Here is a 13720-nt window from a genome sequence, read left to right as displayed (position 1 = left end):
GTAGCAGGTGAAAGGTGGAGGCGTTTGTCCCACCGGCGCCCTCACTTTTACACGCGGCGGGGCTTTTGGTTGATGCGGTAGAGCTCGGCGAGGCCCCGCAGCGTCAGCGCGTCGTCGACCGTCAGGCTGTGGCCGACCAACGCCGCGAGTGCCTCAGCGTCGTCGCCGGTAATGACGATGGGCACGTCGCCCTCCCCCGCGGCCTTGGTCGCGCGCATCTCGGCAAGCACCATGTCGAGCATGCCGTCGATGCGGGCCACCTCGCCCAGAACCACGCCCGAGCGCATCGCCTCGCGCGTGTTACGGCCGATTACATGCGTGGGTGCCGAGGGCTCGACCTGCGGCAGGCGTGCCGCAGCAGCCGAGAGCGAGCGGGCGCCGAGCGCCAGACCCGGCGCGATGACGCCGCCGACAAAGGTACCGCGCGCATCGATGACCTCAATATTGGTCGTAGTGCCCAGGTCAATCACGATGCACGGCGATCCGTAGACGGCGCGGGCAGCCACGGCGTCGGCGATGCGGTCGGGGCCGATCTCTGCTGGATCGTCGTAGTGCACGGGCATGCCGGTCTTGAGGCCCGGCCCCACCGTGAGCACACGCCCCGTGCATGTACGGGAAAGCGCCGTCTTCCACGGGCGCTCGAGCGCCGGCACCACGCAGCTCAGCACGGCAGCCGTGGGCACAAGCGCGCCCGGCATGCCCGCATCGGCTGCCAGTGCACCCATGACCTGCGCGAGCCTCATGCGCGCCTCGTCGGCTGTGATGCTCGACGGCGTGGTGATCTCGCACGTCGCGAGCGGGCATTCCTGTGCCGCGGCTGAATCCTCGGCAAACAGGCCAAAGCGAATGAACGTGTTGCCCACGTCGACCGTCAATATATATGCGCACCCATTAAGCATCGTCGGCGCTCCTTTCGTCTGCCCAGCAGTATATCGCCTACCTAAACCAGTCATCCCAAAATGACTAGCTTGCGGCTATACTGGTGCGCGGTCGCGCGCGAGCTCACGCGGCGGCCCTTGGTAACCCGACTTCCCGCGCCGTATCCGTAGCGGCGCTCCCGGGGGAAGCGGATATACGCAAAGGAGTTCTATATGAGCAATCCCTCGAACCGCGCCTCGATGCGCGGGCAACTCACGCTGCGCGGCGTCGTCATCGGTGTCCTTGGCTGCGTGATCATCACGGCAAGCTCGGCCTACACCGCCCTCAAGATGGGCGCACTCCCCTGGCCGATCGTCTTCGCTGCCGTCATCTCGCTGTTCTTCCTTAAGCTCATGGGCAACGCCAGCCTCAACGAGGCAAACGTCACCCACACCATCATGTCCGCAGGCGCCATGGTCGCCGGCGGCCTGGCGTTTACCATCCCGGGTGCCTGGATGCTGGGCTATGCCGACCAGATCAGCTGGCTCGACATGTTTATCGTGGCACTCGCCGGCACTATCCTGGGTCTGCTGGCCACCGCGCTCATCCACCGTCACTTTATCGTGGACGCCGCGCTGGAGTTCCCCACCGGCAACGCCGCAGCTCAGACCCTGCGCGCCACCGAGGCCGGCGGCAAGACCGGCAAGCAGCTCTTTGGTTCCATGGCCATCGCCGGCATCTACAGCGTGCTTCGTGACGCCCTGGGCGTGGTGCCCAGCATGCTGTGCACGCTCAACATCCCCGGCGTGACCTTTGGCATCTACAACTCGCCCATGCTGCTCTCCGTCGGCTTTTTGGTGGGCTTCGCCCCGGTCGCCTTCTGGTTTGCCGGTGCCCTGCTAGGCAACTTTGGCATCATTGTGGGCGGCACCGCTGCCGGTCTGTTCGACGTTGTAACCGCGCAGGGCATCGTCAAGTCCCTGGGTATGGGTCTCATGATGGGCTTTGGCGTCGCCGTCGTCCTCAAGGACATCCTGCCGCAGATCGCCGGCATCGTCCGCGGTCTTGCCGCCGACAGCTCCACCGACACCGACGAGCAGTCGCTCATCTCGGGCTCCCTTAAGCTCGACGCCGGCATCATCGGCCTAGGCGCTGCCGCCATCGCCGTGGTCATCGCCATCGTGCTTGACCTTGGCCCCGTTCCGGCCGTCATCGTCACGCTGTTCACCTTTGTCACCACCATCATGAGCGCACAGAGCTGCGGCCAGACGGGCATCGACCCCATGGAAATCTTTGGCCTCATCGTTATGCTCATCGTGGCTGCCTTCGCACAGATCGCTCAGGTCAAGCTGTTCTTTATCGCCGGCATCGTAGCCGTGGCGTGCGGCCTTGCGGGCGACGTCATGAACGACTTTAAGGCCGGTGCCGTGCTGGGCACCAACCCGCGCGCACAGTGGATCGGCCAGGCCATCGGCGGCATCGTGGGCGCCTTGGTCGCCGCAGCCGTCATGGTCGCGCTCGTCACCGCCTATGGCCCGGACGCCTTTGGCCCCGACAAGAGCTTTGTTGCCGCGCAGGCAAGTGTGGTCGCCACCATGGTCTCGGGCATCCCGAGCGTGCCGTGGTTCGCCGGCGGCTTTATCGCCGGCATCGTCATGTACTGGCTCGGCATTCCGGCCATGATGATCGGCCTGGGCGTGTATCTGCCGTTCTACATGTCACTCACGGCATTCCTGGGCTCCTGCGTCAAGCTCGCCTACGACAAGTGGTCCGCCCACCGCGACGCCACCGCTGGTCTTTCTGACGAGGAGAGGGCTGCCAAGGACGCCGCCTTCCAGGAACAGGGCCTGGTTGTCGCCAGCGGCCTGCTCGGCGGCGAGTCCATCGTCGGCGTTATCCTGGCGTTTGTCTCCGTGGGCTTAAGCCTGCTGGGCTAAGCTGAGCAGCTGCTCGACGGCAACCATATTGCCTACGACTTGCCCGGTCGGTAGCTTTTGCGGCTACCGACCGGGCTTTTTGATACCAACGCAAAGAAAGGCCGGCGCGCTGCGTATGACAGCGCGCCGGCCTTATCGTTTGGCTATCGAGACGGTCCCGCTATGAACCGAAGTTCGTTGCAGAAACTACGCTCGAAACGCTACATCTGCTTGCGACGACGATCGCCGAGCGTCACACCCGCAGCCACGAGTGTAATACCGCCGATAACGAAGACCTCGCCCGCAAGCGCGGAGTCATCACCGGTCTGGGCGAGCGCGGCAGGCGCAGCCTGTTTCTTGGCAACGGAGACCTTTGCAGCAGCCTGCGCAACCTGAGGCTTGGCCTGCGGCTCAGCCTTGGGATGATACTTGTCGTACTCGGCCTGAGCGGCAGCCAGGGCATCCTTGGCATCGCCAAGCTCGGCAAGCGCGGCGGCATAGGCGTCGTTGGCATCGGACAGCTTGGCATCGGCATCGCTCAGAGCAGCCTTGAGACCAGCGGCGGCATCGACGGCGGCCTTATAGCGAGCGTAGGCAGCGTTCAGCTTGACCAGCTTCTCGTTACCCGTCGTGCCCGCGGCAAGGGATGCCTTGTGGTCGACAGCCTCAAGATCGGCCTTGAGCGCCTCGTCGTTGGCAAGCTCGGCCTTGGCCTTGACGATATCGAGGTTCGCATCGACGACGGCTTCGTTGGCGGCCTCGAGCTGCTTCTGGGCATCGGCGACACCGGTGACGGCAGCGTCATAGGCGGCCTTGGCGTCGTCGACCGCCTTCTGAGCGCCGGCGAAGCGCTCGAAGGCCTTGTTCGCGGTAGCCAGCTCGCCCTCGGCGGCCTTGGCCTTCGCCTGTGCGTCGGACAGGGTCTGCGTCTTGGCGGCAACTGCCTGCTTGGCGCCCGAAAGAGCGGTCGCGGCGTGCACATCTGCGGCCTGAGCCTTGTCAACGCCAGCCTGGGCAGTGTCGTCGGCCTTCTTGGCATCGTTAAGCGTGCCCTGCTTGTTCGCAAGATCCGTCTTGGCGGCATCGCGCTTGGCGGTAAGATCCTTGACCGAAGCAGTGGCATTGTCATACGCCTCATTGGCCTGCTCGGACTTTGTCTTGGCGGCGTCGCGGGCGCTGCGAGCCTTCGCCTTGTGAGCAGCGGCCTCGGCTGCCTTCGTCTTGCTGTCAGCAAGCGTGGCGTTTGCCTTATCGAGAGCTGCCTGGGCAGTGGCGGCCTTGCTCTTGGCGGCATCGAGGTTCTGCTTGAGGGACTCGATGTCGATTCCGCCGAGTGCGTCCTTCGCGGCGTCGTATGCCGTCTTCGCGGCGGCGGTGTCGGACTTAGCCTTCTCGTACTCACCCTTGGCGGTGTTCATGTTCACATCTGCTGCGGTGAAAGCGTCCTGGGCGGCATCCTGCCCGTTTACAGCTGCGAAGTAAGCTTTCCTAGTAGTTCCAAAGTTCTTCTGCGCCTCGGCGAGCTTGCCCTGAAGCTCCTTGAGCTGCTCCTTCTGCTCCTGCGTGCCGCCTGCGTTGTAAGCGGAATCGATGTAGTCGTTGAGGAGTTTCTTGAACTCGGAGACAGTGAAATCGGCCTGAGTGTCATCAGCGCTGTAATCGAATATGGTTACCTCGGAATCGGTGTTCTTACCGCTACCGGTCGCGATACCGATAGCCTTCGTGCCGGCATCGATGATGTTGAGATAGTGCCCGCACTCTTTGTAGATGCTGTAGTAGTGCTGGTAGATATAGTATGAATCATATCGATGGCTTCCAAGTGCGTCACCATACTGTTCGACGTACTTATCGAATGCCTTTTTCTCCTGGGTGTAGAGACCGGTATATGGCCAGCCAAGCGTATCCTCGGTCTCGCCGCCGGTATATGCGCCGCCTCCGCCAGCAAGATTTTCGCCGTTGTCGAAGTAACAGTTCGAGTGTCCCCAGATGTTCGATGAATATGATGTATTAAGAGCGGCTGCCGCAGTCATGCGGAGGCTGACGCTGAGCGCCGACTGACCGTTCGCCTTGCGGAGGTTGTTCTGGGTGTCGAGATATGTCAGGGCGTTGCGCATCTGCTCCAAGGAAAGCGGGTTGGTGTCGCGAGACATGTCCTGATCGACGTACTGGTCATACCATTCGGCCTTGTCAGCGGCACCGGTCAGCATCGATACGGCTTCCTGGGCGTTCTTTTTCTGCGTGGCTGTGAACTGGCTGCCGTCGCTAATATAGTTCATGAAGCCGAGTATACCTTGGCTGATGACTTCCTGGTCAACGGTCATGTTGGACTTGAGCTCAGCAATCTGCTGCTCAAGAGCCTCAACCTGGACATTAGCAGCGTCATAAGCCTTTTCCGCGGCGTTCGAAGCAGCGCAGGCTGCCTCCCACTCGCTGCGCTTCTGCTTGCGAACTTCGACAAGCTTATCGTACTCCGCCTTCTTGTCGGCCTCGGTCTGCTGGGCCTGCTCGTATGCCGTCTTCGCGGCGTCACGCTTACTGGCCGCGTCCTTGTACTCCTTGTTTGCCGCATCGTATGCAGACTGGGCAGATGCCACAGCAGCGTTGGCGGCGTTGGCCTTCTCCTGCGCGGCAGCGACGGCAGCCTGGGCGGCCTGCAGATTTGTCTGTGCGGTGGCGTCGGCATCCGTCGCGGCATTGAGCTCCGCCTGCGCGGTCTTGAGCTCACCAGCAGCAGCTTTCTTGGCGGCCTCAAGCGCACTCAGGTCAACACCCGTACCCGAGACGGCAGCATCGAGCGCGGCCTGCGCCTGGTTGAACTTCTGCTGGGCGTTATCGCGCGCGGTGGTTGCGGCTGCGAGAGCAGCGGCAGTCTCCTGCTTCTTGGCCTGGGCAGTCGTCAAAGCCGCCTCGGTATTCTGCTTTTCCTGCTGGGCGCTGGCCTCGGCAGCCTTGGCCTGGTCCAGATTGGCCTGTGCAGTAGTAACGGCCTTATTGGCGTCATCGAGCTTTGCCTGCGCGTCCTCGACGGCCTTCTTGGCGGCCTCGTACTCGTCCATACCCATGGCCTCGAGCTTGGCCTGGGCATCATCGAGGGCCTTCTTGGCCTCATCCTGCTTTGCCTTGGCGTCCTTGAGCGCCTGGGTCTTATCCTCGACACTCTTGTTGGCCTGTTCGAGCCGATCGTTCAGGTCGCCCAGCTTCTTCTGCTGCTGCTCGGTCTTTTCGACGGCGGCTTTGAGCTCGTCAATCTTCTCCTGGAGCGCGGCGACTTCTGCTGCGTTCTGCTCGGCGGCGTTATCGGTCACGGCCTGCGAGGCCTGATTCTTTTGCTGCTGCGCCTGCTTTTGAGACTGGCCCGCCGCGTCGGCCTTCTTCTGGGCGGCATCGTAGGCGGCCTGAGCGTCCTTGAACTGCTTTGCCGACTCCTCGGCCAGCTGGGCAGCCGTCTTTACGACCGCTTGGTTACCGGCGGCAACGGTGTTCTCTACAGAACTACCCCCCCCCTGAACAGAATCGCCGTTATCTGCCGTCGGTGCGGCGATTGCCGCCAGCGGCGACATGAGCGGCTGAGCGATGAGGCCCGCCGTCAAAACGGTTGCGACGGCGCGGTTGGCAACGCCCTTGACGTTGACGGCCTTAGCCCGAGGCTCAAAGTGTTGTGGACTGTAGTTTGCCATGGCTTTCTCCCTTTGACACGGATGTATCCATACGATTCAAACTGTAGGTGCCGATTTTTGAATTCTGTTGCGCAACATTGGTCACCAGCGGATTTTTTTGAAATTCGCGCTCTCGTGCTTCACAATTTCGTCACATATGTAGGAGCTGGTGCATCATATTCTTGCGGGATCGAATTGAGCCTGTGATTTGCATTTGCTCCCGCGTCATCCGCCCTATCGGATCCCGCATCCAACAGACACCCCGCCCGCCACGGTGTAGAGTTAGGACAACGGGCGCGTTGCGCGGCCCGTGCCAGAACGAGGTGGACATGGAACTCGACAAACAACAGATCAAGCGACTACGCGAACGCCATCACCGGCGCCACGGCATCCGCCCCGCCCATAGCGAGGCCATGGAGAACGCCACCCGCTTCCTAAAGCAAGCGTTCAATATTCGCGAGGGTCGCGCGCCCTACCACGTGATTCGCAAGCGCTTTGTAAACGGGGCACGCCTGACCGGCTCTCACCTGTGCATCCTCATCATCGCCATGCTCATCGCAAGCATCGGCCTCGATATCGACTCGGACATCGCCATCGTGGGCGCCATGCTCATCTGCCCGCTTATGGGATCGGTCCTTGCCATGGCATACGGCATCGCCACGCTCGACCGCGAGATTACCGTCGAAGCCGTCGCCGGCCTTGCGCTGCAAATGGCCTTTTGCCTGGTCACATCCACGTTGTACTTTAAGCTCTCGCCCCTTGGCGCCACCACAGCCGCCATTATCGACAACTCGACGCCCACCGTGTGGGACCTCGCCGTCGCGCTCGCCGGCGGCTTTGCGGGCGGCCTAGGCAACTCACGCGACCAGGAGCCCGCAACGCTCATCGCCGGCGTGGCCGTGGCGACCGCGCTCATGCCGCCCCTGTGCGCGGCGGGCTATGGCATCGCCATCGCAAGCGGGTCGCTGTTTCTCTCGGCGCTTTACGAGTTTGGCATCAACGTCGTCTTTATCGCGCTGGCGGCCGAAGCCGTACTACTTCTTTTGCGCGTGCCGCTCAAGCGTGACCTCAACGGCGACGGCATTGTGACCGCCGAGGAAAATGCCGAGGTCGACGAGCTGTCGCGCAAAGTGCGCCGCCGCATCATCGTGGACACGATCATCTTTGCCATCCCCTGCATCGTTATGACCGCGGGGTCCATTGGCTCGGCGCAGGCCGGCGTGCAGGACGGCTACGGCATCACTGAGACCACGCGCGAGCTTGCCGCGGTGCTGCCGGGCTTTAAGGATTACACCGTTGCCGTCGAGACCTCGGCAACTGAGGGCAACGAAGAAGGCATTGTCGAGCGTGAGATTGTCGCCCACGTGACGACAAGCGAGGCGCTCGGGGCGCACGACCGCCACGTCGCCCGCAAGCTCATCGACCTCAATGTACCCGAACTCGATCGCGTGGAGTTTGATGTGAGGTAACGCAGGGCGCAGGCCGAGACGAGGCGCAGACGCGGCACGAATACGAGCAAAAAGCGGGGGCGTAGTTCATGACCGCGCCCCCGCTCGCTGCTTTATTGCCGTAAATCAACTTTCCACATCGACATCGCCGGACTCCACCATAAACGCCGGATAAGTGCTCACCAGATTAAAGCGGGTCACCTTGGTATCTCTAAATAGGTAGAGCCAACCCTGATCGCGTCGACGCGAAATATACGCCACGTGGACCGTACCGAATTCTTCACCGTTTTCCTTCTTTAATAACAGGATGTTGGGGTCATCCGTACGCTTAAACTGCCCGTCTGTGCAGATTCCGTCTTGGTCGACCAGCTGCCATCGACAGTTGTCCTCCTCAAGAAAAGCCAGGGTTTCCCGACTCGTTTTGTCATCCCGATAGTAACCATCAATGGCAAAGCCTTCGGAAACGCATTCCTGCATATAGGACGTTTCTCGGCTTATAGCAAACAGCCCTGTAGCGCCCAGGAGCACAGCCAGGCAGACCACTGCAAGGGTTATCGAGACAAAACGGCGGCTCATGTTAGCCAGCCCGATACTTGTTTAACGGAGCACGAAACATACTTGGTACCTCCGATATCAGCGCAAACGTCACCTACGGCCCGCCGGCAATCATATGTTTCCAACATCAAACCATATGGTTACAACTCGTTGGAGATAGGTTCCATGAACGGACGATAATTTGCGGCGAACGGCTACATATGTTCATTATCTCAGGGTTCTGGAGGCAATTTTTGGTGCCACCGAGACGTTGTTTTCGGAAGTATGCGGCAAATTCCGGAGCCCTCGAGCACACCCCGGTTTTTCACCAATAAAACCGCAGGCACAGAGCTTGGACATATCCAGCGTGCTCGGCCTATTCAAATTTTGCCGCATACTTCCGAAATCTAAGTTCGCAGGGGGTGATAGTTGGACCGTTTACGCAACAGATGTCCAGTAAAAACGGGTGGTAACCGGTACGGCTGCCACCCGTTTGTCCCATATCTAGCCCATAGCAGGCCAGTTACTTCTTAATGCCGCGTCCCAGGCGCTCGGCGACCGATGCCACGGCCTCCTCGCTGGCCGGCCCGCAGCTCACACAGCCGTCATGAGCACGCATCTGGCCGGTGACCTCGTCCATCGCGAGCGGCGCCACCTTCTCGAGCTTAAAGCCCTTACCGGCGCGCATGTTCTCCTTCGCCACGCTGATCATGAGCTTAATACGGTTGAGCTGGTTGACCTCGGACGCACCGGGGTCGTAGTCCACCGCGACAATGTTGCTCTCGGGATGCTGACGGCGCAGCTCCTTGATTACGGCCTTGCCCACCACATGATTGGGCAGGCACGCGAAGGGCTGCGTGCAGATGATGTTGGGCGCACCGTGGTCGATCAGGTCGAGCATCTCGGCTGTGAGCAGCCACCCCTCACCCATGTTATTGCACACCGATAGCACCGTGCGGGCCTTGTCGGCCATGGTGCCGATACGCTCGGGCGCCTCAAAGCGCTGGGACTTCTCGAGCAGCTCCTCAACCGGCGTACGCATCCAGTCCACGAGCTTGATGAGCGCCTGCATGCCCGCACGTGTCGTAGCGGAGCTGCCCAGCTCGTCCTTTTGCAGCTCGGCGTTGCTCATGGAGTACAGGAAGAAGTCGAGCAGGCCCGGCACCACGGCCTCGCAGCCCTCGCGCTCGATGACATCGACCACGTGGTTGTTGGCCGTGGGGTGGAACTTGACCAGGATCTCGCCGACCACGCCCACACGCGGCTTGGTGCCCTCGCCCACAAGTGGCATGGTGTCGAACGCGCGAATGGCCTCACGGCACAGCTTGGTGTAGTTATGCCTGTTGAACTTGGGCGCCAGCTTGCGAGCGCGCGCCATGTACTCCTCATAGAGCGCGTTGGCGGCACCGGGCGTGGCCTCGTACGGGCGGCAGCGGTAGAGCATCTGCATCATCACGTCGCCAAAGAGCACCGCGTAGACTGCCTGCTTAAGCAGCGCCGGCGTCAGCTTGAAGCCGGGGTTGTCCTCGCCAAGCGCCACGGCCGAAAGCGAGATCACCGGGATCTCGGGGTGGCCGCTCTCGCGCAGGGCCTTGCGGATGAGCGCGATGTAGTTGGTGGCACGGCAGCCGCCGCCGGTCTGGCTGATGACCACGGCGGTCTTGGACAGGTCGTACCGACCGCTCTCGATGGCCTCCATAATCTGGCCCGTCACCAGAATCGACGGGTAGCAAATGTCATTGTTCACATAGCGCAGGCCAGCCTCGACGGCATCGTGGTCGGTCGAGGGCAGCAGCTCCAAGTTGTAGCCGGCACCGCGGAACACCTCTTTGACCAGGTCAAAGTGGATCGGCGCCATCTGCGGGCACAGGATGGTATAGCCCTCGTCGCGCATCTGCTCGGTAAAGGGCACCTTGGGCCATGCGGTCGAAGCACTCTCGCGCTGAGCCTCGAACGTGTACTTGCGGCTCGCGAACGCGGGGGCATCCGTGGAGGGCGCCACCGGCGCAGCGTCGCCCTGCTCAAAGACCTTGCCCGCAGCCGTGGCCTCGGCCAAGCGCTCGGCCTCCTGGTCCTTGAGTGCCGCCATGAGCGAGCGGATGCGAATGCGCGCGGCGCCCAGGTTGGACACCTCGTCGATCTTGAGCACGGTGTAGATCTTGCCACTGGCCTCCAGGATCTCCTGCACCTGATCGGTGGTCAGGGCATCGAGGCCGCAGCCGAAGGAATTGAGCTGGATCAGGTCCAGGTCGTTGCGCATCGTCACAAAACGGGCGACGGCGTACAGGCGACTGTGGTACATCCACTGGTCGACGACGCGAATCGGACGCTCGGGCTTTACCAGATGCGCGAGCGAATCCTCGGTAAAGACCGCAAAGCCAAAGCTCGAGATAAGCTCGGGCAGGGCGTGGTTGATCTCGGGGTCGTTATGGTAGGGACGACCGGCGAGCACGATGCCGTGACCGCCGTGGTCCTCGACCCACTTAAGAGCCTCCTCGCCCATGGTCTGGATGTCCTCGTGGAAACGCGCATCGGCCTCAAAGGCGGCGTTGACGGCGGCATCGACCTCGGAGCGCGTGATCTTGGGACCGCGCACGCGTCCGCGACCGGCCTCAGCATCGGCCACACGGTCGACGGCGAGCACCTGGTACAGACGGCGCTTGAGCTCGGTCTTGTCATGATAGGGCACAAACGGGTACAGGAACTCGATGTTCTGCTCGCGGATCTCGTCGATGTTGAGTGCCAACGCCGTGGGGTAGCTCATGACGATGGGGCAGTTGTAACAGTTGCCGGCGGTCGGATCCTCCTTGCGCTCCCAGCGCACGCACGGCATCCAAATGAAGTCGACATCGCGGTCGATGAGGTTCATCACATGGCCGTGGCTCATCTTGGCCGGATAGCACACGCTCTCGGACGGCATGGACTCGATGCCCGCCTGGTAGGTCTTTTTGCTCGACTGGTCAGACAGCTGCACGCTAAAGCCCAAGCGCGTAAAGAACGCGTGCCAGAAGGGGTAGTTCTCGTACATGTTGAGCGCGCGCGGGATGCCGACGGTGCCGCGCGGGGCCTCGTCGGGGCTCAGCACCTCGCGGTTAAAGAGCAGATCGTTCTTCTTTTTGAAGAGGTTGGGCGCCTCGGTCTTTTGCTTTTTGTGGCCGGCACCCTTCTCGCAGCGGTTACCGGTAATGAAGCGCCTGCCGCCGCCAAAGTCGTTGACGGTGAGCTGGCAGTTGTTAGAGCAACGACCGCAGCGGACGTGTTTTTGCGTCACGGTGAGGTGTGCGATGTCCTCGGCAGAAAGAATGGTCGAGGTGCCGTCGGCACCAGCGCGATCGCGGGCGAGCAAGGCCGCACCGTAGGCGCCCATGCAGCCGGCGATGTCGGGACGCACGGCGTGAACGCCGGTGAGCTGCTCGAACGCGCGCAACGTGGCGTCGGACATAAAGGTGCCGCCCTGAACGATCACCTGGCTGCCGATCTCCTTGGGATCGCGCAGCTTAATGACCTTGAACAGGGCATTCTTGATGACGGAATAAGACAGGCCGGCCGCGATGTCGCCCACCGTGGCGCCTTCCTTCTGCGCCTGCTTGACGCGCGAGTTCATAAAGACCGTGCAGCGGCTGCCCAGGTCGACGGGGGCCTTGGCATGGATGGCGGCATCGGCGAACGCGCGTACGTCCATGTTCATAGAGACGGCGAAGCTCTCGATAAAGCTGCCGCAACCCGACGAGCAGGCCTCGTTGAGCATGATGTGCTCAATCACGCCGTCCTTGACGCGCAGGCACTTCATGTCCTGGCCGCCGATGTCCAGGATAAACTCGACGCCGGGCAGGAACGCCTTGGCGCCGCGCAGGTGGGCGACGGTCTCGATCTCGCCGGAATCGGCCTTGAGGGCCTCGATGAGCAGCGCCTCGCCGTAGCCCGTGGTGGTCACGTGGCCAATGGTGCAGCCCGCGGGGATGTGGTTGTAGAAATCGGCCATGATGACCTTGGCCGTGCCCAGGATGTCACCGTTGTTGTTGCCGTACCAAGTGTGCAGCAGTTGACCGTCCTCGCCCACGAGCGCGGCCTTCATGGTGGTGGAGCCGGCGTCGATGCCGATGAACACGCGGCCGGTGTAGCCGTCGAGCTTGCCCTTGGGGACGACTTCCTGGTCGTGGCGACCCTTGAACTCGGCAAAGTCCTCGTCGGTGGCAAAGAGCGGATTCAGACGCTCGACCTCGGCGCCCTGCGTGTCGCCCAAGCTGTCGATGGCCTCGATGAGCTGCGGGAACGTGCTGAGCTTGTTGGACTCGTGCGCCATGGCGGCGCCGCTCGCCACAAACAAGTGAGCGTTTTGGGGCACGATGCGGTGTTCCTCGTCCAGGTTGAGCGTGAGGTAGAAGCGGTGGCGCAGCTCGGAGAGATACTGCAGCGGGCCGCCCAGGAAGGCGACGTTGCCACGGATGGGACGGCCGCACGCCAGGCCCGAGATGGTCTGGGTCACAACGGCCTGGAAGATGGAAGCGGCCACGTCCTCGGGGCGGGCGCCCTCGTTGAGCAGCGGCTGGACGTCGGTCTTGGCAAAGACGCCGCAGCGGCTGGCGATGGGATAGATGGTGGTGGCGTTGGCCGCGAGCTCGTTGAGGCCGCTCGCGTCGGTGTGCAGCAGGGTTGCCATCTGGTCGATGAACGCGCCCGTACCGCCGGCGCAGGTGCCGTTCATGCGCTGCTCGATGCCGTTATCAAAGTAGATGATCTTGGCGTCCTCGCCGCCCAGCTCGATGGCGACATCGGTGGCCGGGATGAGGGTCTCGACGGCACGCTTGCTGGCGATGACCTCCTGGACAAACTCCAGGTCGAGCCACTGGGACAGCAGCAGGCCGCCCGAGCCGGTAATGGCGCAGGTCATCTGGGCCGTCGGCAGCACGGTCGCAGCGCCTTCGAACAGGTCGCGGGCGCAGGCACGGACGTCGGTGTGGTGGCGCTGGTACTTGGCGTAGACGATCTGGTTGTCGTCGTTGAGCACGGCGAGCTTAACAGTGGTGGAGCCCACGTCGATGCCCAGGTGTAGGTTGCCGCGGGCGTTCTCGGGATTGAAGATCGCGCCTTCGGGGGCGTGGGCGGCGGCTATGGGCTCAGCGGCGGTGGCGGGCTCGCTAGTAACGGACGTCTCCCCTGCCGCGTTCTTGGCATCGGCAACTGCCTCGGCAACTTTCTCGGCTGCCGCGGTCGCGGCCTTCTGCGCGGCGTCCACCACGGCGGGCGCGGCCTCGCGTGCGGCAGCAACCATACGATCCTTGATGCCCTCGACGAGTTTGCTCATCTG

6 protein-coding genes are annotated in these 13720 nt (G+C 62.3%); 2 read left to right on the top strand and 4 right to left on the bottom strand.

Annotation, left to right across the window (positions count from 1 at the left end):
• Positions 1-47: 47 nt before the first annotated feature.
• On the bottom strand, positions 48-899 hold the full coding sequence (locus DXD24_RS02095; RefSeq protein WP_117563823.1) for a type III pantothenate kinase: 852 nt from the start codon (positions 897-899) through the stop codon (positions 48-50).
• 192 nt (positions 900-1091) lie between these two features.
• Between DXD24_RS02095 and DXD24_RS02090 the strand changes: the two genes are divergently transcribed.
• Positions 1092-2795 (top strand): OPT/YSL family transporter, encoded by a 1704-nt coding sequence (locus DXD24_RS02090; protein ID WP_117563824.1) that lies wholly within the window; start codon positions 1092-1094, stop codon positions 2793-2795.
• Between the two features lie 200 nt (positions 2796-2995).
• Here the strand turns inward: DXD24_RS02090 and DXD24_RS02085 are convergent, their stop codons facing one another.
• On the bottom strand, positions 2996-6451 hold the full coding sequence (locus DXD24_RS02085; RefSeq protein ID WP_117563825.1) for a CAP domain-containing protein: 3456 nt from the start codon (positions 6449-6451) through the stop codon (positions 2996-2998).
• A gap of 308 nt (positions 6452-6759) precedes the next feature.
• Between DXD24_RS02085 and DXD24_RS02080 the strand changes: the two genes are divergently transcribed.
• A complete protein-coding gene (locus DXD24_RS02080) occupies positions 6760-7899 on the top strand; it encodes a DUF389 domain-containing protein (RefSeq protein WP_117563826.1) in 1140 nt (379 codons plus the stop codon).
• A gap of 105 nt (positions 7900-8004) precedes the next feature.
• Here the strand turns inward: DXD24_RS02080 and DXD24_RS02075 are convergent, their stop codons facing one another.
• Both DXD24_RS02075 and DXD24_RS02070 read right to left on the bottom strand, forming a co-directional pair.
• Positions 8005-8454 carry a hypothetical protein gene (locus tag DXD24_RS02075; RefSeq protein WP_117563827.1) on the bottom strand — a complete coding sequence of 150 codons (450 nt, stop codon included), beginning with the start codon at positions 8452-8454 and terminating at the stop codon, positions 8005-8007.
• A 481-nt stretch (positions 8455-8935) separates the two neighbouring features.
• Complete coding sequence (locus DXD24_RS02070; RefSeq protein WP_117646020.1) at positions 8936-13717, bottom strand: 2-hydroxyacyl-CoA dehydratase; 4782 nt, start codon at positions 13715-13717, stop codon at positions 8936-8938.
• Positions 13718-13720: the final 3 nt, after the last annotated feature.

Origin of the sequence: Collinsella sp. TF12-2AT, assembly GCF_003436735.1 — a bacterium.
GTDB lineage: Bacteria > Actinomycetota > Coriobacteriia > Coriobacteriales > Coriobacteriaceae > Collinsella.
The sequence above is the reverse complement of the archived record's forward strand: the minus strand, read 5'-3'. Positions and strand labels throughout refer to the sequence as shown.